The 21494-nt window shown below is 66.5% G+C and carries 16 protein-coding genes, 1 tRNA gene, 2 pseudogenes and 1 riboswitch; of the genes and pseudogenes, 5 read left to right on the forward strand and 14 right to left on the reverse strand.

Annotated elements, in window-relative coordinates:
- The 5 genes and pseudogenes from BGO20_RS07085 to BGO20_RS07105 all read right to left on the reverse strand — a co-directional run.
- Positions 1-2708 (reverse strand): annotated as a pseudogene (locus tag BGO20_RS07085) (efflux RND transporter permease subunit); the annotation flags it as partial.
- 44 nt (positions 2709-2752) lie between these two features.
- Entirely contained in the window at positions 2753-3940 is a 1188-nt protein-coding gene (locus BGO20_RS07090; RefSeq protein WP_291661069.1) for an efflux RND transporter periplasmic adaptor subunit, read from the reverse strand.
- A 15-nt stretch (positions 3941-3955) separates the two neighbouring features.
- On the reverse strand, positions 3956-4435 hold the full coding sequence (locus tag BGO20_RS07095; protein ID WP_291661071.1) for a MarR family winged helix-turn-helix transcriptional regulator: 480 nt from the start codon (positions 4433-4435) through the stop codon (positions 3956-3958).
- 135 nt (positions 4436-4570) lie between these two features.
- Positions 4571-5239: a transglutaminase-like domain-containing protein gene (locus BGO20_RS07100; protein ID WP_291661073.1), complete on the reverse strand. Its 669-nt coding sequence runs from the start codon at positions 5237-5239 to the stop codon at positions 4571-4573.
- Positions 5240-5259: 20 nt separating this feature from the next.
- On the reverse strand, positions 5260-6051 hold the full coding sequence (locus BGO20_RS07105; RefSeq protein WP_291661075.1) for an enoyl-CoA hydratase/isomerase family protein: 792 nt from the start codon (positions 6049-6051) through the stop codon (positions 5260-5262).
- 180 nt (positions 6052-6231) lie between these two features.
- On the opposite strand from BGO20_RS07105, the gene BGO20_RS07110 reads away from it, so the two are divergent.
- The 3 genes from BGO20_RS07110 to BGO20_RS07120 all read left to right on the forward strand — a co-directional run bounded on the left by BGO20_RS07110 (position 6232) and on the right by BGO20_RS07120 (position 9302).
- Entirely contained in the window at positions 6232-7323 is a 1092-nt protein-coding gene (locus BGO20_RS07110; protein ID WP_291661076.1) for an NADH:flavin oxidoreductase/NADH oxidase, read from the forward strand.
- 28 nt (positions 7324-7351) lie between these two features.
- Positions 7352-8845 (forward strand): carboxypeptidase M32, encoded by a 1494-nt coding sequence (locus BGO20_RS07115; protein WP_291661078.1) that lies wholly within the window; start codon positions 7352-7354, stop codon positions 8843-8845.
- Between the two features lie 142 nt (positions 8846-8987).
- On the forward strand, positions 8988-9302 hold the full coding sequence (locus tag BGO20_RS07120; protein WP_291661706.1) for an Rdx family protein: 315 nt from the start codon (positions 8988-8990) through the stop codon (positions 9300-9302).
- 109 nt (positions 9303-9411) lie between these two features.
- Here the strand turns inward: BGO20_RS07120 and BGO20_RS07125 are convergent, their stop codons facing one another.
- From BGO20_RS07125 to thiO, 4 genes are read right to left on the reverse strand one after another with little or no spacing between them, the layout of a single operon-like run.
- Entirely contained in the window at positions 9412-10020 is a 609-nt protein-coding gene (locus BGO20_RS07125) for a thiamine phosphate synthase (RefSeq protein ID WP_291661079.1), read from the reverse strand.
- Positions 10017-10790, reverse strand: coding sequence for a thiazole synthase (locus BGO20_RS07130; protein ID WP_291661080.1), 774 nt, complete (start codon positions 10788-10790; stop codon positions 10017-10019). The genes BGO20_RS07125 and BGO20_RS07130 overlap by 4 nt, the downstream gene beginning before the upstream one ends.
- A gap of 1 nt (position 10791) precedes the next feature.
- A complete protein-coding gene (gene thiS, locus BGO20_RS07135) occupies positions 10792-10989 on the reverse strand; it encodes a sulfur carrier protein ThiS (RefSeq protein WP_291661081.1) in 198 nt (65 codons plus the stop codon).
- Positions 10973-11995 (reverse strand): glycine oxidase ThiO, encoded by a 1023-nt coding sequence (gene thiO / locus BGO20_RS07140; RefSeq protein WP_291661082.1) that lies wholly within the window; start codon positions 11993-11995, stop codon positions 10973-10975. The genes thiS and thiO overlap by 17 nt, the downstream gene beginning before the upstream one ends.
- Before the next feature lie 52 nt (positions 11996-12047).
- Positions 12048-12149: riboswitch (TPP riboswitch) on the reverse strand.
- A 237-nt stretch (positions 12150-12386) separates the two neighbouring features.
- Between thiO and BGO20_RS07145 the strand changes: the two genes are divergently transcribed.
- Positions 12387-12477 (forward strand) — tRNA-Ser (locus BGO20_RS07145).
- Between the two features lie 418 nt (positions 12478-12895).
- Here the strand turns inward: BGO20_RS07145 and BGO20_RS07150 are convergent.
- From BGO20_RS07150 to BGO20_RS07170, 5 genes and pseudogenes are all read right to left on the reverse strand, one after another.
- Complete coding sequence (locus tag BGO20_RS07150) at positions 12896-13873, reverse strand: Csu type fimbrial protein (protein WP_291661083.1); 978 nt, start codon at positions 13871-13873, stop codon at positions 12896-12898.
- A complete protein-coding gene (locus tag BGO20_RS07155) occupies positions 13864-16215 on the reverse strand; it encodes a fimbria/pilus outer membrane usher protein (protein WP_291661084.1) in 2352 nt (783 codons plus the stop codon). Before BGO20_RS07155 ends, BGO20_RS07150 begins: the two co-directional genes overlap by 10 nt.
- Before the next feature lie 82 nt (positions 16216-16297).
- A complete protein-coding gene (locus BGO20_RS07160) occupies positions 16298-16993 on the reverse strand; it encodes a fimbrial biogenesis chaperone (RefSeq protein ID WP_291661086.1) in 696 nt (231 codons plus the stop codon).
- 142 nt (positions 16994-17135) lie between these two features.
- On the reverse strand, positions 17136-17621 hold the full coding sequence (locus tag BGO20_RS07165; RefSeq protein WP_291661088.1) for a Csu type fimbrial protein: 486 nt from the start codon (positions 17619-17621) through the stop codon (positions 17136-17138).
- Between the two features lie 273 nt (positions 17622-17894).
- Positions 17895-18101: pseudogene (locus tag BGO20_RS07170) on the reverse strand (IS3 family transposase); the annotation flags it as partial.
- 435 nt (positions 18102-18536) lie between these two features.
- Here BGO20_RS07170 and BGO20_RS07175 point away from each other — a divergent pair.
- Positions 18537-21290 carry an autotransporter family protein gene (locus BGO20_RS07175; RefSeq protein WP_291661090.1) on the forward strand — a complete coding sequence of 918 codons (2754 nt, stop codon included), beginning with the start codon at positions 18537-18539 and terminating at the stop codon, positions 21288-21290.
- Positions 21291-21494: the final 204 nt, after the last annotated feature.

Below are 21494 nucleotides of genomic sequence, written 5' to 3' on the forward strand. Positions count from 1 at the left end.
CACAACAGCCCGATGATCGCGATGACAGACAGCTCGAGGTTGAACAGGCGCAGCGCCCCGAGCGCGCCGATCGCCGCCGACGGCAGGCCGGTGAGGATCGTCAGCGGGTGGATGAAGCTCTCGTAGAGAATGCCGAGCACGATGTAGATCGTCAGGATCGCGCCCGCGATCAGCAGACCCTGGTTGGCCAGCGAATCCTGGAAGGTCTTGGCCGTGCCGGCGAGCGTGGTGGTCACCGATTTCGGCAGGCCGATCCGCTCCTTGATCGCCTCGATATGGTTGACGCTGTCGCCGAGCGCCACGCCGGGCGGCAGGTTGTAGGAGATCGTCACGGCGGGGAGCTGGCCGAGCTGGTTGACCGTGAGCTGCCCCGCGGTGCGCTGGATGCGCGCAACCGCCCCCAGCGGGACGAGTGTGCCGCTGCGGGTGCGGATGCGGATGGCGTTCAGGCGCTCCGGCGTCCACTGCTCCCGGGGATTGAACTCGACGACGACCTGGTAGCTGTCACCCGTCGAATAGATGGTCGAGACCTGCCGCACGCCGAAGCCTGAATACAGCGTCGAACGCAGCACGTCGGAGCCGATGCCGAGCTGATCGGCCTTGTCCTTGTCGATGACCACCGTCGCCTGCAGGGCGTTGTTCTGCAGGTCGGTGTTGACATCGAGGAACGCAGCCCGGTCCTGCCGCATCGCGTCCGCGAGACGCGTCGCCCAGTCGTTCATCTGTTCCTGGTCGAGTCCCTGGACGACGAGCTGGTATTCGCTCTTCGAGGAGCGCGCGCCGATGCGCAGGTTCTGGACGGGCGTCATGTAGGTGGTGATGCCGGCGACCTCCGCCAGGTCGCGGCGGAGCGAGGCGAGCACGACCTGCAGCTTCGGACGCCGGTCGAGCGGCTTCAGCTCGACGAAGAGCCGGCCGGCGTTGAGCGCGCCGGAATTGCCGTTGCCGCCGACGGAAGACGCGACGTGGGCAACATAGGGCGACTTGCGGAAGACGTCTGCGACCTCGTTCTGCAGCTTGAGCATGGCCGGGAACGAAATGTCCTGCCGCGCCTCGGTCGAGACCTGGAGCTGGCCGATATCCTCCTGCGGGAAGAAGCCCTTGGGCGTCGTCTGCATCAGCCAGACGGTGCCGGCCATCGTGGCGAAGAAGGCGATCAGCATCAGCGGCTGAAAGCGCAGGCAGAAAGCGAGACCGCGGTCGTAGCCGCGCAGGATGGCATCGAAGCCGCGTTCCAGCACCCGCCCGAACAGATTCTCCTGATGATGCTCACCATAACCCGAGAGCAGGCGCGAGCACAGCATCGGCGTCAGCGTCAGCGAGACGAAGGCGGAGGCGAGGATCGAGACCGTCACCACCACGGCGAACTCGTTGAAGATGCGGCCGATCACGCCGCCCATCAGCAGAACCGGGATGAAGACGGCGACCAGCGAGAGCGAGATCGAGATGATGGTGAAGCCGATCTCGCCGGCGCCCTTCAGCGCGGCGTCATAGGCCGAGAGCCCGTCCTCCTCCATATGCCGGACGATGTTCTCGAGCATGACGATGGCATCGTCGACGACGAGGCCAACGGAGAGGGTCAGGCCGAGCAGCGAGATGTTGTCGATCGAGAAGCTGAGCAGATACATCACCGCCAGCGTGGCGATGATCGAGATCGGGACGGCCACGGCGGGGATGAAGGTCGCCGCAACGCGGCGCAGGAAGACGAAGATCACCATCACGACGAGCGCGATCGTCAGCAGCAGGGTGAACTGCACGTCCTCGACGGCCTGGCGGATCGAGGTCGAGCGGTCGTTCAGCAGCGACAGCGAGGCGGCGGCCGGCAGTTGCTCCTCGAAGGCCGGGATCATCGCCTTGACCTTGTCGACCACCTCGACGGTGTTGGCGTCGGGCTGGCGCTGTACCGCGAGCACGATCGCCGGGATGCCGTCGTACTGGCTGCGCGTCTGCGTGTTCTCGACCGAATCGATCACTTTCGCGACGTCGCCAAGGCGCACCGGCTTGCCGGAGCGGGTGGTGACGATGGTGTTGGCGAACTGCGCGGCGTTGGCGAGCTGTGTCTTGGCCTGGATGGTGAGCTGCTGGGCGTTGTTCTGGATGGTGCCGACCGGGGTGTTGGCATTGGTCGCCGTGATGGCGGCCTGCAATTCGTCGACGCCGATGCCGCGTGCGGCCAGCGCGGTCGGGTCGATCTGGATGCGCACGGCATATTTCTGGCTGCCCCAGATCAGCACCTGCGCGACACCGTCAACCGTCGAGAGAGCCGGCGAGATGACCTGCTGGGCGAAGGCGTCGAGCTGCGAAAGCGGTACGACGTCGCTCTTCAGCGCCATCAGGATGATCGGCGCATCGGCCGGATTGACCTTGCGATAGCTCGGCGGGGTCGTCATCTCCAGCGGGAGCTGGCGCTGGGTGCGCGTGATCGCCGCCTGCACGTCGGCGGCCGCGGCATCGATATCGCGGTTCAGCACGAACTGGATCGCGATCGAGGTGGTTCCGAGCGCGTTCGAGGTCGAGATCGAGTCGATGCCGGCGATGGTGGCGAACTGCTTGATCAGCGGCGTGGCGACGGAGGTCGCCATCGTGTCGGGCGAGGCGCCCGGCAGCTGCGCCGAAACGTTCACGACGGGAAATTCGGCGCGCGGCAGCGCCGCCACCGGCAGGAAGCGATAGGCGAACATCCCCGCCAGCACCAGCGAGACCGACATCAGGATGGTGGCGACCGGGTGCTTGATGCAGAAGGAGGAGACGTTCACGAGCGGCCCTCCTGCGCGACGGGGGTGCTCTCGGGCGGCTTCTCGGTCGTCGCCGCGCGCTCGCGCACCCGCGTCCCCTGCTTCAGCCGCATCTGGCCGTCGATCACGACGCGCTCGCCCGGCGCCACGCCCTCCGTGACCGCCGTCTTCTCGCCATCGGTCAGAGCGAGCTTGATCTGGCGCAGATCGACGCTCGAGTCCTTCTTGACGACAAAGACATAAGGACCCTTCTGCCCCGTCTGCACCGCGACGGTCGGGATCACCGTCACGCCCTGCAGCACATGCGGGACGATCTCGACATCGACGTACTGGCCGGGCCAGAGGCTCAGATCGTCATTGGCGAAAGCCGCCTTGGCCGTGATCGTGCCCGAGGCGATGTCGACCGCGGAATCGACGAAGTTGAGCTTGCCTGTGGCAGGGCCGCGATCGCTGCCCGCCACATGGGCCGAGACCGGGACCGGTGTCGCGGCGGCGAGCGCCGCCTGCAGCGTCGGCAGGTCGCTCTCCGGCATGGCGAATGTCACGCGCAGCGGCTTCATCTGCGTGATCGTCAGAAGGCCGGTGCTGCTGTTGTTGCTGTTGGAGCTGACGAGGTTGCCGGGAGTGACCGTCACTGCTCCGACACGCCCGTCGATCGGCGCCAGGATGCGGGTGTAGCTCAGCTTCAGCCTGTCGGCGTCGAGCGTGGCGTGATCGGCCTGAATGCTGGCGGCGGAGCTCTTCTCGTCGGCGGTCGCCTGATCGACCTGCGCCTGCGTCCCGGCATTCCGCGAAAAGAGCTGCCTGTAGCGATCCAGATCGGCGAGATTGCGCGTATGCGTCGCCTCGTCCTTGGCCAGCATCGCCTGGTCCTTGGCGATCTGGGCCTTGATGTCGCGATCATCGAGGCTGAAGAGCGGATCGCCGGCCTTGACGAACTGGCCATCGCTGACGTGCTGCGCCACGATCTGGCTGTCGATCCGCGACTTGATGATCACGCTCGCCGGCGTCTCGACGAAACCGATCGCATGTTTGCGGACCGGGAAGTCCGCCTGCACCGCCGCCGCCGAGACGACGGAGACCGCTCCGCTGGCCCGTGCCGCACGCGCCGCCTGCGGCTCGCCCGCGCCGTGCGAACGCCAGTACCAGATACCCGCCGCCGCAGCGACGATCACAACGCCGACAAGCAATCCCGAACGCTTCATAGTGGGCCCACCTGCTCAAGCCATGCGATCAGCCGAAAGCGGCTGCTGGTTCCTGTCGTCGGCGCGCCGGGACCGGACCCGTTCCCGGATCATGCCGAGCGTCTCCAGCGCCGACAGAACGGCGTCGTCCCCGACGTCGCCGAGAAGCTCGCCGGCGATAGCGCCACGGACATCGTCGAGATCATCGACCAGTCGCCGGCCGCCCGTCGTCAGATAAAGCAGATAGGCGCGCCGATCGGCCGGGTTCTCGCGCCGCTCGATCAGGTCCTGGCTCTGCAGTCGATCGAGAAGGCGCGCGAGCGAAATCGGCTGCAGGTCCATCTGCTCGGCCAGCGCCGCCTGGTTCAGCCCTTCCTGGCGGCGCAGCCGCGAAAGCACGCCCCATTGAGCACGCGTGGTGCCGTGCTCGCGGGCACGCTGATCGACATAGGTCCGCATCAGGCGCGAGGTTTCGACGAGCTGAAACATCAGCTCCCGCCGCAGGGGGCGCTTCATCCACAAATCTCCAATCGTAAGCCTGCTTATAGTAAGTCAGATTGCGGCGCTTTTACAGTGGCCATTTCGCGACTGCGAAAGCTATTTTCGAGCGTGCATGCGGGGACGAGGCGCAACCGTGAGGCGCTCCCGCCGCTAGGCTCGCGCCTCCTGCTCCATGCTGCTCCCGCGCAGCCCGCCCGGCACGCAAAGGCGCGGATAGAGCCGCGACATCTCGCGCATCAGGAATTTCGCCGGGACATCGAAGAAGCTGCCGTGATCGACGATATAGCTCATGAAGCTGCGCCCCTGCTGGTCATAGGGCTGCAGCAGCGCATCGCTTTCCGCGTCGAAGGGCAGCACGGCGACGCCGAGCCGGTCGCAGAGCGTGGCATTGAAGGTCGGCGACGCCTTCAGCCAGCCGCCGCCGAGATGGATCTCGGCATAGCCGTGATAGGCGAAGACGTCGGTTCCCACGGCCTCGAGCAGGCGCGGCGTCGCCAGATGATTGCGGACATCGGCGAGACCGATGCGCGCCGGGATGCCCGCGGCCCGGCACAGCGCCGCGTAGAGCGCCGCCTTGCCGACGCAATAGCCGATCCCGGCCCGGAGCACCGCGCTGGCCCGATAGGTATCGGCGTCGTGGAAATCACGATAGGGATCATAGCGAATATCGTCGCGCACACGTTCGTAGAGGATGCGAGCCCGATGCGCCGGATCGGTGCAGCCCGCCGTCAGCCGTCGCGCCTGGGCGATGACGACCTCGTCATCGCTGTCGACGAATTCGGCCGGGCTGAGGAAAAGCGCGCGGTGGCTGTCCTGCATCGAAGCCTCCTTGTTCAGGCTCACCTCCCGGCAAAGCGAGGCGGCCGCTTTTCCAGAAAGGCCGTCACGCCCTCGCGGAAATCGGCGGAGCGGGTGGATTCGCCGAAGCTCCTGCCCTCCTCATCGAGATGGGTTGCGAGGTCGTGATCGATCGCGCCGGTCAGGAGCCGGCGGATGCGGCCATATGCCTGCGTCGGCCCTTCGGAGAGGCGCTGCGCCAGGGCCAGCGCTTCGATTTCGACCTGCTCGTTGGCCAAGACGCGGTTGACCAGGCCGAGCCGAAGCGCCTCAGCCGCGTCGAAAGTCTCGCCGAGCATGGCTATCTCCTTCGCCTTGCGCAGCCCGACCAGGCGCGGCAGGTGAAAGGAGCCGGCAAGGTCGGGAGTCGCACCGATGCGCGCATAGGCCATCGAGAAGCGGGTGTTCTCCGCGGCCACCGCCAGGTCGCAGCCGAGCGCGAGACTGAAGCCGCCGCCCGCAACGGCGCCGTGAAGGCAGGCGACCGTCGGCTGCGGCAGGCCGTCGAGGATGCGCAAGGCCTCGTGCAAGGGGTCCATGATGGCCGTGATCGTCGCGGCGATGTCTGCGCCGGCAAGAAACTGCGAAACGTCGCCGCCCGCGCAGAAGCCCTTGCCGGCCCCCCGGAGCAAGATCGCGCGGATACCGTCCCGCTCCGCAACCGCCTTGACGCGTGACAGAAAGAGATCCGCCATCGGCGCGTCGAATGCGTTCAGGACGGCGGGCCGGTTCAGCGTCAGAACGGCGACGCTTCCGACCTGTTCGAGCAGAACCGATTCAGTGCGCTCCGACATGATGAATGGGCTCCGTGACGACAAGGGGGGGCGGATCACAGGCTATCATCTGGCCGCGTGATGGCGAGGGGGCGTTCCTGCGCCGTCCGGGAAGCGCGTTTGCGTGAATGGCTCTAGCACCCGGCGTGGCCGCGCCCCTAAAGTGCCGGCAACGCCGCCCCACCCAGAGCCTCCCTCCCGATGAGCCAGCTTTTCAGCCCCTATCAGCTCGGCAACCTCACGCTTGCCAATCGCATCGTGATCGCGCCGATGTGCCAGTATTCAGCCGAGAACGGCAATGCCAGCGACTGGCACACGATCCACCTCGGCCAGTTGGCCCTCTCGGGGGCGGCGTTGCTGATCATCGAGGCGACGGCGGTCGAACCGGACGGGCGCATCAGCCCCTTCGATGTCGGCCTCTGGTCGGACGAGAACGAAGCCGCCCTGTCGCGCTCCCTGGAAGCCGCTCGGCGCTGGTCCGACATGCCGATCGGCATCCAGCTCGCCCATGCCGGCCGCAAGGCCTCGGTCGCCCAGCCGTGGAAGGGAGGCGGCCAGCTTGGCCTCGACGAAGGCGGCTGGACGGTTCATGCCCCCTCCGCGATCGGCTTCGAGACCTACCCGCGGCCGCCACGCGCGCTGACCCGCGACGACATCGCCCGCCTGGTCGAGGCTTTCGCCGCCGCAGCGCGACGCTCCGTACGGCTCGGCCTCGCCATGATCGAGCTCCACGGCGCCCATGGCTATCTGATGCACCAGTTCCTCTCGCCGCTCTCCAACAAGCGCGAGGACGACTATGGCGGCTCCCTCGAGAACCGGATGCGCTTTCCGCTCGAAGCCTTCGACGCCGTGCGCACCGTCGTGCCGGCCGGCTATCCCGTCGGCTTCCGCATTTCCGGAACGGACTGGATCGAAGGCGGCTGGGACGTCGAGCAGAGCATCGCTTTCACCAGGGCGGCGCAGGCACGCGGGGCCGACTTCATCCACGTCTCGAGCGGAGGCCTCTCGACCGCGCAGAAGATCCCGCTGGGGCCGAGCTACCAGGTGCCGCTCGCGCGGGCGATCAAGCAGGCGACGGGCGTCCCCACCATCGCGGTCGGCCTGATCACCGAGCCCGAGCAAGCAGAAGCGATCATCGGTACCGGCGAGGCCGATCTCGTCGGGCTGGCGCGGGGCATCCTCTACGACCCGCGCTGGCCGTGGCATGCCGCGGCGGCGCTGGGCGCCAGCGTCAAGGCCCCGAACCAATATCTGCGCTCGCAGCCGCGGCAATATTCCAAGCTGTTCGCCTGAGCCCGCCGTCCCGCCCCCGAGATCCATCATGACAGCCTACTCCGAGCTTTCGGGCCATTTCGGCCGCATCGCCGCCCTGTCCAATGCCGTCGGCATCCTGCAATGGGATTCCGACGTGATGATGCCGAAAGGCGCTGCGGAAACCCGGGCCGACAGCATGGCGCTGCTGCATGTGCTGCGCCATGGCCTGGTGACCGACCCGCGCATCGGCGACTGGCTCGCCGGAGCAGAGGGCGATGCGTCGCTGGGCACCTGGGAACAGGCCAATCTGCGCGAGATCCGGCGTGTGTGGACGGTCGAGACGGCGCTCCCTGCCGATCTCGTCGAGGCGTCGAGCAAGGCCATTTCGGCTTGCGAGATGCGTTGGCGGCAAGCGCGCGCGGATGCCGACTTCGCCGGGCTGCTGCCCTATCTCACCGAGGTTCTGAACCTGCAGCGCCAGATCGGCCGGGCGAAGGGCGAGAAGCTCGGGCTCTCGCCCTATGACGCCCTGCTCAACGACTACGAGCCGGGCGGCCACTCGGCCCGGATCGACGCGCTGTTCGACGATCTCGCCGCCTTCCTGCCCGGCTTCACCCAGGAGGCGATGGCGGTGCAGGCGCACCGGCCGGCCCTGGAGCCCTTGGAGGGGCCCTTCGCCACGGAGGCGCAGCGGGCGCTCGGCCTCAGGCTGATGGCGGCGCTGGGCTATGATTTCGAACGCGGACGGCTCGATATCTCGACGCATCCGTTCTGTGGCGGCGCCGACAACGACGTGCGCATCACCACACGCTACGACGAGGCCGACTTCACCAAGGCGCTGATGGGCGTGCTCCACGAGACCGGCCATGCGCTCTACGAGCAGGGCCGGCCGCAGGGCTACCTCAACCAGCCGGTGGGCGCGGCGCGCGGCATGAGCGTGCATGAAAGCCAGTCGCTGCTGATGGAGATGCAGGCCTGCCGCTCGCGGCAGTTCCTCGCCTATGCCGCGCCCTTGATGCGCGAGGCCTTCGGCGGTTCCGGCCCGGCCTGGGAGGCCGAAGCCATGTGGCGGCGCTATACCCGCGTCGAGCCCGGCTTCATTCGCGTCGATGCGGACGAGGTCACCTATCCGGCCCATGTCATCCTGCGATACCGCCTCGAGAAAGCGCTGATCGCAGGGGAGATGACGCTCGCCGATCTGCCTTCCGCATGGAACGACGGCATGAAGGCGCTGCTCGGCGTCGCCGTTCCCGACGACCGGCGCGGCTGCCTGCAGGACATCCACTGGTCCTCGGGCGGCTGGGGCTATTTTCCGACCTACACGCTGGGCGCGATGACCGCGGCGCAGATCTTCGACGCGGCGTGCCGGGCCGAACCCGGCATCCTGCCAGGTATCGGCCGGGGCGATTTCGCTCCGCTGGTCGGCTGGCTGCGCGCCAACATCCACGGCAAGGGCTCGCTGCTCTCGACAGACGACCTGCTGACGGAGGCGACCGGCCGCCCGCTCGACGCCGCGGTGTTCAAGGCCCATCTGCGCCGCCGCTATCTGGAAGAGGCTTGACCGGACACGTTTAAACTTATTCAAAACAAAGACTTAGATTGTCGCTTCGTGCCGGGCAGCCATGTCGCTTTCCAGCTTGCATCCTGGCGCGGATGGCCTGATGTCGGGATCGACATTCCAGCCAAGGTGACCGACCATGACCATGACCGAGACCAAGCCTGCCCCCCGCATCGCCATCACCTATTGCGCGATGTGCAACTGGATGCTGCGCTCCGCCTGGCTCGGGCAGGAACTGCTCTCGACCTTCGGGCAGGATCTCGGCGAGATCGCCCTGATCCCGCGCACCGGAGGCATCTTCCAGATCCATTACGACGGCGAGCTGATCTGGGACCGCAAGGCCGACGGCGGCTTCCCGGATTCCAAGGTGCTGAAGCAGCGCGTGCGCGACCGGCTCGACCCCGAGCGCAGCCTCGGCCATGTCGACGGGCATGCGATGTCGGCGGAGGCCGAGAGCTGAGGGAGAGACCTGCCGTCAGCGTCGGGCTCGAACCGACATCCCGGACACCGTGGCTTCTCGCCAGGAGGGCCCCGGATCGACGCAAGGCGTCGCCCGAGAACGAAGCCGGTCAGGCAGCGTGCTTGCGTGTCGCCGCGACCCAGGCCTTCAGCCTGCCCTCGGGGTCGGCGTTCAGCGTGATGTCGGTGACCGCGGCGACGATATCCGCGCCGGACTCGAAGACGCCTTCGGCCCGCTCCAGCGAAATCCCGCCGATGCCGACCAGCGGCAGGGCGCCGATGCGGCGCTTCCAGTCCGTCAACCGCTCCAGACCTTGCGGGCCGAAGCGCATCTGTTTCAGGATGGTCGGATAGACAGGCCCGAGCGCGACATAGTCCGGCTGCGTCGCCAAAGCGCGCTCCAGCTCGGCCTCGTCATGGCTGCTGACGCCGAGCTTCAGGCCCGCCTTGCGGATCGCGCCGAGATCGGCGGTATCCAGATCCTCCTGACCGAGATGCAGCCAGTCGCAGCCCTCTTCGATCGCGAGCTTCCAATAGTCGTTGACGACGAGCACGCAGCCGGCCTCGGCGCAAAGCCTTTTCGCGCGCACGATCTCGCCGGCAATCTCGGTCTCCGGCTGATCCTTCATCCGCAATTGCACCAGCTTGATGCCGAGCGGCAGCATGCGCGCGATCCAATCGGCACTGTCGAAGATCGGATAGAATGGATCGAGCTTCATGCCAGGAACGCCTTGCCCATGACGGGGGTGGAGGGAGCAGCCATGTCGCGCGCCTCGATCGGCTGCGCTTCGAAGGCGATACGGCCGGCGCGGATGGCGAGCGCGAAGGCCTCCGCCATCGCAGCCGGATCGCCGGCCTTGGCGACAGCGGTGTTGAGCAGGATGCCGTCATAGCCCAGCTCCATCGCCTGCGCGGCATGCGACGGCAGGCCAATCCCGGCATCGACCACGAGCGGGATGTCCGGGAAATGCTGGCGCATGGTGCGCAGGCCATAAGGATTGTTCAGCCCCCTGCCCGACCCGATCGGCGCTCCCCAGGGCATCAGTACCTCGCAGCCCGCGTCGAGAAGGCGTCCGCCCACGACGATATCCTCGGTCGTGTACGGAAAGACCTTGAACCCGTCGTCGCAGAGGAGGCGCGCAGCCTCGATCAGGGCGACCACGTCAGGCTGGAGCGTGTCGTCCTCGCCGATGACCTCGAGCTTGACCCAGTCGGTGCCGAAGACCTCACGCGCCATCTGGGCGGTGGTGACGGCTTCCTTGACGGTGTGGCAACCGGCGGTGTTCGGCAGCACCCTGACGCCGAGTTCACGAATCAAGCTCCAGAAGGCCTGGCCCGCCCCGCCCGCGGCCGCCTCGCGGCGCAGGGAGACGGTGACAACCTCCGCCCCGGAACGCTTCACCGCCTCGCCCAGGATCGCCGGCGAGGGATATTGCGCCGTGCCGAGGAAAAGCGGATTTTGCGGCTCGAAGCCGTAGAAGGATGCCATCTCAGCCTCCCTGCATCGGTGCGACCACCTCGATGCGGTCGCCGTCGCTCAGATTGCATTCGGCGCGCCGGCGCGCCGGCACGAACGCGCCGTTGACGGCCGTCGCGACGATCTTTCCGGCATAGCCCAGTTCGTCCAGCGCCTCGGCCAGGGTCCTGGCGGCAACGTCCCGGGATGCGCCGTTAAGCAGCAAGGTCATGCAGCAACTCCGGTCTGGTTTCAGGATGGAGCACGGCATCCGCCGCCATCCGCGCGAGGGCGGGGCCGAGCAGGAAGCCATGCCGGTAGAGGCCGTTGACGTGCATCACCCGGCCGCGTCGCACCAGCCGCGGCAGGTTGTCGGGAAAGGCCGGGCGGGCGTCGGTGCCGATCTCGACGATCTCGGCCTCGGCGAAGGCCGGATGCAGCGCATAGGCCGCTCCGAGCAGCTCGAGCACGGAGCGCGCCGAGACGCGCCGGCGCGCGCTGCTCTCGATCATCGTCGCGCCGACCATGAAGTGCCCGTCGGCGCGCGGCACGATGTAGAGCGGGATGCGCGGATGCAGCAGCCGGACCGGCCGCGCCAGCGCGATCTCGTCACTCCTCAGGATCAGCATCTCGCCCTTGACGCCGCGCAGCTCGGGCAGAACGTCCCGCGCCGCCAGGCCGCGGCAGTCGAGCACGAGGCCGGCATCGAGATCCGCCGGCTCGACGTCACTGCCGAACCGGATCGTTCCGCCCTTGGCGGCCACCTCGTCGGCCAGCGCCGCGATGGCCTTGCGCGGGTCGATATGCGCTTCGCCGTCGAAGAAGAGCCCGCGCGAGAAGCGCCCCGCCAGATCGGGCTCGAGACGTGCGATGGCCTCGCCATCGATCTCCCGGTACTGGCTGGTGCGTTGGCCGAAACGGCGCAGTTCCGCCCGGTCCCGGCTCGGCGCGACGACCAGCGTGCCCTGCCGCACGACCGCGCGGGTGTGACGCTCCCACCAGTCGGCAGCCGCCTGCCCGAGCCGCACGACCGGCTCCTCGGCGCTCTCGCCTTCGCACCACGGCGCCAGCATGCCTCCGGCATACCAGGAGCAGGCTTCCGCTCCGACATGCGTACCGCGCTCGTAGAGCGCAATCGCGACGCCGCGATCGAGCAGTTCGACGGCGCAGGCGAGGCCCGCGACGCCGGCGCCGACGATCGCGACGGATTCATGTCGCCGAGGCGATGGCTGCGCCATGCGTTTCCCACATCGCCGGGAAGGCTGCGGCCGGAGGCGCCAGGCAGAAAGCTGCGAGCCAAGGACCGTTCCCTTCGCCGGCATTACCCGGATCAGGTACGATGGGTTGGCGCAAACTTCGCCTCTCAGCCTTACGGCACCCCAACGGACCCCGCCAATCTAGTGGCCCGCGCGCCGCAGGGCAAGGCGAGCGGGGCCTGCCGTCCGTCCCGAACGAACCCTTGTGCGCGCGGCCCTGCAGAAAAGACGACCGGGTGGCTCGGCTAAGCCGGTCGCGGCGCCTTGCCACTCGAGCGTCCACCCAGTCCGGCATCCGGCGGAATTATCGTCAGGCAAAGTGTCCGGCGAGGCTTGTCAAACGGCTTCACGATCGGGCATAGAGCCTTTCGCCGGAGACGTGGCCGAGAGGCTGAAGGCACTCGTTTGCTAAATGAGCATACCCCACAAGGGTATCGAGGGTTCGAATCCCTCCGTCTCCGCCACTATTTTTCCTGTTATTCTCCAATAACTTGACTTTGAAGTTGCAGGCGACTGTGTCGCAAAAACGTGAGCGTTTTTGTGTAGCTCCGCACACCCCTCTCCCGCCGCTGTGCATGCAACGGATTCGCGACCTTGGCTCGCGCGCGCCCTATTTTCCTATTTTGCTCTCGTCGAGAGGACATAAGTCATTTCAGCGCAGCTGGCTGCGATCGACGACGACAAGGGCGCCATTGAGTGGGGGCCAATCGAACTGGTTGAAGAGCAGGGTACGAGGTTGCAAGCTGAAACAAGCAACATTGTTCGCCCACCGGCTGGAACGAAAATCCGCGACGCAGGTGGCCCATCTCGATGGATATGCGCTGCGGATTGCTGCAAATGTTTTCCTGCGGCAGCCTCGGCAGCAACGCAAGGGGGCAATCTTCAGTACGTAACCGTCGCCTGAATGGTGTCGGCATATGGCCCCGGCGACGGCGTGGCCTGGGCCGGGACGCGCCCGTAGACATAGCTCGTCTGTGCCAGACCGGAGCCTATGCCCGTCACCGTATCGAGCCCCAGCGTGCTGCCGAAGGGCTGGCTTCGCGCGTTATCCCGGTAGAGCCCGTAGGTGATCGCCTCCGCCCCCTTCGTCATGCGCCTCAGCGTCGGATTCGTCGCGCCGGACAAACCGCCGTTCAGACCGATCTGGTAGGCGGTTCCGTTGGTGCAGGTCGGCGCCAGGGTCGTGAAGGCATCCTGCGGCGCGTTCAGCACGCCGACGGACCCGAAATTGAGATCGCTCGTGGTGACCCGGCAGGTCGCCGGCACATTCGCGCTGACCGTGAAGCTCGTCGACTGGACCACGGTGAGGAGATCGCATCCGAGAAGAAAGGACAGGAGTCCGTAGCGGATCCGGGCATCGGCGCCGGAGAAACTGCTGGCGTAGGGAACGGGCGCGGCGGTGGCCTGGCCGCCATAGACGCGGCCATAGATCGTGACGCTCCGGCTGCCGGTGCCGGATGCGGACAAGGTCAGGTTGAAACCGACCGCCGAGGCCCCGCCCGCAGGCCAGGCTCCCGATCCCCAGGGTACGCTCGCCGCGGCGTCGGAGAACAGGCCATAGCGCAACTGGTTGGTGCCGTTCGTCAAAGTCCGGTTCGCCGCACTGGTCCCACCTCCGGCCCCGGGCCCGAGCTCGATGCAGACTCCGACCGGCAGGAGCGCCAGGCCCGAGCAGGAGACTGTCGCAGTGGCCGCTCCATTCACCTGGGCGTTGGCGGTGACATCGACATCGCCGAAAACCAGCGGGGTGATGCTCAGCGAGCAGGATTGAGCGGTCGCCGGTGCGCTTGCCAGCAGGCTTCCCGCGACGGCCAGGACGGCCCATAGACAAAGCGCCAGAATGCGGAAACCTACCGGCATGTCACCGGCCCGATCGAGACTTGCGTATTGGCCTGCGGCGCGAATGGGAAACGCGCCGTGCAGTTCCCTGTCTCCAGCTTGACGACGACCTCATTGTCGGCGGCGAGGTTCTCGATGAACGAACGGCCATCATAGCCGACGATGAATTCCGGTGCCGACGCGTTGGCACCTCTTAGGCCTGCCTGAAGGGCCCCGGTCGCCCCGACGCGAATTGGCCGGCCAACCTTGTCGTGAAGGATGACGATCGCCGCGTTGCCGGTCGATCTGACGCCGAAATCGACGACCACGCCGGCACGATCGGATGGCGCCCGCACCTCGACCGTGGTTTCCGAGATGGCGTCGACCGGGAGACCGCGCGGGTCGATCGAGATCTTGTTCGGTTGATAGGACCGCAGCGTCGGGATGAGGGCGTTGCCGGACGCGTTCGTGCGGGCGACCACCCGGTTCTCGAAGAGCACATCCACGTCGGGCGCGCCGACTTTCGCCACGGCGAAGGCATCGTCGATCCGATTGGCGGCAAAGACGCTGCCGCCGGCCACGGCGACCGAACCGTCGAGTTGCACCGTACCCGAGAAGCCCGACTCGGTTTGCGCGATACCTGCCTCGACCAGCCCGGCGCTCCCGCGATAAGCGATCGAAGCCGAGCGCCGCTTCTGCCCGGCCTGCCCCTCCACATCGCGGATGCGCCAGCCCACGCTGCCGACCTCCTGATCGACGGGCTTGTTGAGGTCGGCAGCGAGGGACCAGCTCGATCCGGTCCGATTGGCACCTGCCGACGAGGTGATGTTGCTCCCGAACGGGAACGACAGGCCGGCGAAGACGCCTGCGGAGCCGCGATCGGCCAGATCCGTGTAGAAGGTCGCATAGAAGGAGCCTCCACCCCAAAGCGGGCGCGTATAGCTCGCATTGACGATCCGGTTTGTGCGGCCGAGGACCGGCTTCACATGCGCGAAGCCGAGGCTGACGGCCCCGCCGAGCGCGGGGATCGGCAGGCTGACGGAAACCCTGTCGAGCGCACGCGGGGGCAGGAGCAGCCGCTCCCAGTCGTTGCCGGTCAGCGCTGCGGAAGCCACCGAGGCGACGTAACCGCCGGAGACGCCGGCCAAGCCGGCGAAGGGGGCTCCCGAGACGGAGGCGAGGTCCCGGTACGATCCGAACGTGCGCTGGGATGCGGCCATGAACGAGACGCCCCAGAGCTGGGTCTCGAACGAGACGTAGGACTGGCCGCCGAGCAGGCCATCCCGCCAGCTCCCCGCCCCGGCCGCGGTGAGCACGCCATATTGGCCGAGCCCGAAAATGCCGCCGAGGCTACCCATGCCGAGCCGTTGTGCGCCCTCGGCATGGGCGACGACCGTCATCGTGTCGGTCAGGCCGTAGCGCCCGCTCGCCGACCCGGCGAGGCCCTCGTCATAGATGCTGGAGCGCAGTCCGTATTGCAGGCGCGGCATGCCGAGCTCCGCCGAAAAGTCGAAGAGGCCGGGCCGCAGCAGATTGCTGGAGACCACGAAGGGAAGACTCGTCTCGCTCCGGCGGCCCGACGCGTCGCGCACGACGACACTGGCATTGCCGTTGCCGGAGAGGACCGGGATGTTGGTGATGCGGAACGGTCCGCTGCCGACGTCCTGCGAGATCGTCTTCGTTCCATTGACGAAGACGTCGACCGTCGAGGGAACGGCTGCCGAGCCGGTGACGCTGGGAAGCGGCAGCGTGATCAGGTCGGGGCGCAATCCGAAGTTGCGCTGGAATTGCAGGCCACCCAGGCGAACGGGCCGCGTCCAGGCCAGACCACTCGAGATCAGATCCCCCGCACGATAAGTCACCAGACTGCCGGGGTCCGAATAGGTCCATGTCGTTTCGAGGCGCAGCGCCTCCGTGCCACCGCCAACGAGCGACTGATCGCTGAGGATGCCGGTCTGCGAGAACACGCCGACCGGGCTGAACAGTCTTGCGTCGACAGCTGCAGAAAGCGTCGGGTAGCGCCAGAAATTGCGCAGGTGCTTGTCCTCCGACGTCCCGAAGAGCGTGTAGTTGAGCACGGCGCCAGTGCTGCTGCGGTCCGGGCTCGGCGCAGGTGCGCTGGCTGGCTGCGCATCGTAGGTCTTGGGCAGGCGGCCACCCGGCGGCAGCTTGATGTCGATCCGTTGCGCGGCTTCGTCGTAGCTGAAGCTCAGGCCCGGGATTGCGCCGAGCGCGACCTCGTCCTCGACCTCGAAGCGAGCGGGAACCCTGACTCCGAGTTCCTCGAGCTCCTTGCGAACCGCCAGGATCTCACCACGCTGGTTCTGCCGGAACGCGCCGATCAGGCCAATCGCCTGACCGTCGAGGAGAACGTCCAGATGCAAGTTGCGCCCCGGAATATCTTCGCTCCGGGCAGGCGCAGCCGCCCAGCATGGCGACCCGAGCGCCAGCGCCAGCGCCATGAGCCTACCGGCCCGCCGACATTGGCAGCGTTGCATTGAACGGACCCGCCTCCGTCATCCCGGAGATCGTGAAGCGAGCTCCCGATTTCGATGCCCACCGTGCAGGGAGAACCCACTGCATCGCGGAGCGTCCGAGGGAATAGCCGAGCAGGCCCTTGTTGGTGGCAACGACCTTTCCGGCACCATCGCGAACCGTCACGGCCGCAAACCGGGCCCGGCGGTCGCCGCTGTTCGCCGCGCCGATTGCCAGGCTCTTTCCGTGCCGGCTTGCCGACCACGTCACCGCTGCCGGCGATGCGGAACGATCCGTGAAAAAGACGGGAACGACATGGCGCATGACCAGCGCTACCGTTCCCTGCGTTCGGTTCGGCCTGGGCAACTCGTCGACGACCAGCCGGTAGGCCGTCTCTCCGCCGGCAGGGCCGCCGGCCACCCGGACCACGCGCACCGTGTAGTCCTGGCGGGAACGCAACTGGACGACGGGCGGGCTGGCCACGACCTCGTCCGTCGGCTCCAGCCGCTCCGCTCCATCGCGCTGGCTCCAGCGAAAGACACGGACCTGAGCCGTGATCGGCTCGACATCGGTGTTGCGCAAGGTGATCGTCGCCGTGTTTCCCGGCGCCGGAAGGTCCAGCAACACGGGGGCCACCTGCAGGGACGCCGCATTCGCCGTTCCCGCGAGCAAGCCCAGGAAGGCCATGCCGATTGCCGCGCTTCTCATGCCACGTTCCTCCCGTTGTCGACAAAGCGGGAGCGGTCGGCGCCGTGTAAGCAGCGCCGTCGAGCCTCCCCGTTGCATCTGAGTCGATCATCGGCGGGCTAGTGACGCTGCCCGTCGTTCGTCAGTAGGTGACCGTCACCGTGATGGTGTCGGTGTACAGCGCCGGAGCCGGAGTGGTCTGGGCCGGGACCCGGCCGTAGACGGTGTAGTTCTGGGCCGCCCCGTCCCCGACGCCCGCGACGGTATCGGTTCCTGCCGTCGAGCCCCAGTTCTGCGTGCGACCGCTGTCGCGGAAAAGCGAGTAATTGATCAGCCCGCCAGAGCCCGCCATCTGACGGGTCGTGACCGAACCTCCATTCACGCCCTGGTTGAGGCCGATCGTATAGGGAGTCGACGTCGTGCATTGCACGCTGATAGTACTCGTCGAATCAATGTTGGCAGACAGGACGCCGGCGTTGCCGAAGTTCAGATCCGAAGCGCTAACGACGAGGCAGTTGGCCTGTATATTGATCTGAACCTGGAAATTTCCGACGGCTGTCGCAGATTTCGCTTCGTCAGAGACGAAAATGCAGAGCAAAAGCCAAGACAAGATCCATTTTCTTGCCATCAGATATTTCTCCGAGAGTGACGTCTCAGGTCTTTCTCTGGATAAGAAAACCTACGCCTGCTTGGTTAACGAGACATTAATGACGCAACCCTAGCGTGCCTCATTGTGCATATTGCGTAGGCGGCGGGCGAATGTCGGCCGTCGCCGCGGCCAATTGCCTGTCGACCGATGAACGGGGCGGCTCCCCAACACCGGGCCTTCATAAGTTGGCCAATTGGAAAGCGGTTTCCGACGCAAACCTAATGTCTCTCGAAAGGTTGATGTGGCCTGCCGCCGGTCTCGTGGACGGTCGGTCAGGCTACGCAAAGCCTGGGCGCGCATCGACCGCTCGATGCGATGCAGGCCGCAATCGATGGCTTCCGCCAGCACGTCCCGCCAGACACGCCTGGCACCATAGATCCGATCCGAACCAAGGAAGCTTGCCCGGACCCTGTCGCCGATCTCCTCATCGCCGCGTGCACGCCGGCTCGGCGACCGATTGGCCGATTTCACAGCCATGTTTGGCGGCACAACAATTACTGGCGCTGACGTTAGGTAGCCGAGTGGGGCGCGCGGCCGCCTTGTGCTGCAGTGCTGGTGCCATTCTCTATGATACCCTTCGCCTTGGCGAGACTGTATACATGTATAAAACGATACTATTTTGACTTATATTCCAGATTAACTTTCAATTAATTGATTGATGGCGACATAAATCTGACGACACTGCCGATTCGTGCCGTGGCGAAGGTGCGAATCGGCGCGCTATCGTTGATATTGTGCCGCTCGAGGCAGCGGCGCAGTTGGCCGGGGGGCTGGCAATTGACGAAACGAATGGTGAAGGGCGGCTCAGCGGCTCGCTGCTATCGCCGAAACCTGTCGCTATCGACGGCGCTTGTCGCGGTGGTCTGCGCCACTGGCTCGCAAGCAAATGCCCAGGTGGTCACAGGCAGCGGTGACCTGAACCCAGGCCCGGTTCAGTCGCCGAACTGGGCCGTTGGTAGCGATCTCCGCATCGGCGATGTCGGTACTGGTCAGCTCAACATCACCGCTGGTGGAACGGTGACCAATGATCTCGGCACGATCGGTAACGGTGCAGCCGGCAATGGCACGGTCACCGTTTCGGGCGTTGGCGGCGGCATTGCCTCGACATGGACCAATGCGGGTGACCTGGTTGTCGGCCAGTCCGGTGCCGGTTCGCTGAGCGTTCTCGATGGCGGCAAGGTGAGCAGCCAGACCGGCTACATCGCGGCCGACGTGGGCAGTCAGGGTACGGTCACGGTCTCTGGGGTCAACAGCAACGGCAGCGCCTCGACATGGACCAATGCCGGCGATCTCTACGTCGGATACGACGGGGCCGGAACATTGCAGGTTCTCGCCGGCGGCCGGGTCTCGAATGTCTCCGGCAACATCAGCGGCGGCGGCAATGCGCTGATCAGCGGACAGGGCTCGTCCTGGCAGAGCAGCGGACGTCTGACCGTCGGCCTGTTCGGCGCCGGAACCCTGCGTGTCGAGGACGGCGCGACGGTTTCGAGTGCGGACGGCGTCGTCGGCAGCAGCGCTGAGGGCGATGTCGTGCTGACCGGCGCGGGCACGACCTGGACCAATGCCGGGCAGTTCACCGTCGGCAGCTTCGACACGGGCACCTTGCGCATCGAAGCCGGCGCAACCGTCACCAGCAATCAGGGCTATGTCGGCGCCAACAGCACCGGCACCGTTACCGTGACCGGCGCGGGCTCGAAATGGGTGATGTCGCCATTCAACCTCACCATCGGCAATTTCGGAGCCGGTTCGCTGACGGTCGAGAACGGCGGGCTGGTTCGCGCCGAAGGCGGTGTTCTGCTCGGCGTTAACGCGGGAGTCAGCGGGACGCTGCTCGTGCAGGGCCCGATGAACAATCGCGGCGTCCTGGAAACCGGCGGCATTCGGGGCGGCGCGGGCACCGCAAGCGCCACCTTCGATGGCGGCCTCCTACGCGCGACACGAAGCAATTCCACCTTCTTCAACAATTTCGACAGCCGCACCATCAACATCGGCGCGAACGGCCTGGTCATCGACACGGACGGCCATGATATCGGCATCTCCCCCACCTTCACCGGCGCGGGCGCGTTGATCAAAGATGGTCTGGGCAAGCTGGAGTTGACCGGCAACAGCGGCGCGACCTACAGCGGCGCCGGCAGCGTCTTGGCCGGCACGCTCGCTGTGAACGGCGTCCTCGGCGGGACGATGGAGGTCATCGGCGGCCGCCTGCAAGGCACCGGCGCGGTGGGCGCTACGATCAACCAGCCGGGCGGTACCATCGCGCCGGGCAATTCGATCGGCACGCTGACGATCAATGGCAATTATCTCGGCAATGGCGGCCAACTCGAGATCGAAACCGTGCTCGGCGGCGACGCCTCGCCGTCCGACCGGCTCGTCATCACCGGCAGCACGGCAGGCACGACCCTTGTCACGGTGTTGAACCAGGGCGGCGCCGGAGCACAGACCATCGAGGGCATCAAGGTCGTCGATGTCGGCGGAGCCTCGAACGGCGTCTTCACGCTCCAGGGCACAACCGTCTTTCAGGGGCAGCCCGCCGTCGTCGCCGGTGCCTATGCCTACACCCTGCAGAAGAACGGTATCGGCACGCCGAACGATGGCGACTGGTACCTGCGCTCTGCCTATATGGTACCGGCCTCCCCTGCCTCGCCAAGCTCCCCTGCCTCGCCGCCGATCGTTCTGGGCCCGATCTACCAGCCAGGAGCGCCCATCTATGAAGCCTATGGCCAGGTGCTGCAGAGCCTGAACGAGCTGCAGACCCTGCGTCAGCGGGTCGGCGAACGCTTCGAGGGCCCAGCCAACGAGGGGGCCAACGCGGCAGGCCGCGCGACCTGGGCGCGCATCGACGCCGTCCACCGCCGCGTCTCACCGGGCTTCTCGACGACAGGCACGGCCTACATGATCGATAGCTGGCGTCTGCAAGCCGGAGCCGATGGGCAGGTTTTCGCCAACGAGGCCGGCAGCCTCGTCGGAGGTCTGATGCTGCATCACGGCGAAGCGCTGGCCGATATCGCTTCAGTCTTCGGACGCGGAAGGATCAAGGCATCCGGCAGCGGGTTCGGCGGTGCCCTGACATGGTATGGCGCGTCAGGCTTCTACGCCGATGCGCAGACCAGGCTGAGCTGGTTCGACAGCGACCTGTCCTCCACGACAGCCGGGCGCCAGCTCGCCAAGGGAAAGGGCGGTTTCGGCTATGCGTTGGGGCTCGAATTGGGTCAGCGCATCGCGCTTTCCGGCGACTGGTCGCTGACGCCGCAGGCCCAGCTGACCTACTCGCGTGTCGACGCCGGGGGCTTCGTCGATCCCTTCGGCGCCCGCGTTGCGCTGACCGACGGCGACAGCCTGCGCGGGCGGCTCGGCGTCTCCGCGGACTACCGGCAGAGCTGGCGCGACAATGCCGGACGACAGGTCAATGCCTCTCTCTACGGCATCGCCAACCTGTACTATGAATTCCTCGACGGGACGACGGCGACGGTCGCCGGCACGCCTTTGACCAGCCGCGGCGAGCGGCTCTGGGGCGGGCTCGGCCTCGGGGCGAAATTCGAAACGGGTCGCTATGCGCTCTATGGCGAGGTCGAGGCCCAGACCAGCCTGGTCCATTTCGCCGACAGCCACAGCATCACCGGGCGAGCCGGCCTCCGGGTCAGCTGGTAGCGAATAGACGATCGGCTTGTTCGGTCCGAGGCGCCTCGACGACGGAGGAGCACTCATCGCCTCGATGCGCAATGAGCGGAAGCTCGATCATCGCCAAGAAGCAGACATTCCGCGCAGTCGGGAAGCAAGGTCGCTCACGCCCCTATCTCGGGCGTGCATTGGGTTCGCCTTCGCCTGACGATCGTCGCGCTACGGGGCCAAGGC

The sequence above is a fragment of the Allobosea sp. 67-29 genome, from assembly GCF_001898115.1.
GTDB lineage: Bacteria > Pseudomonadota > Alphaproteobacteria > Rhizobiales > Beijerinckiaceae > Allobosea.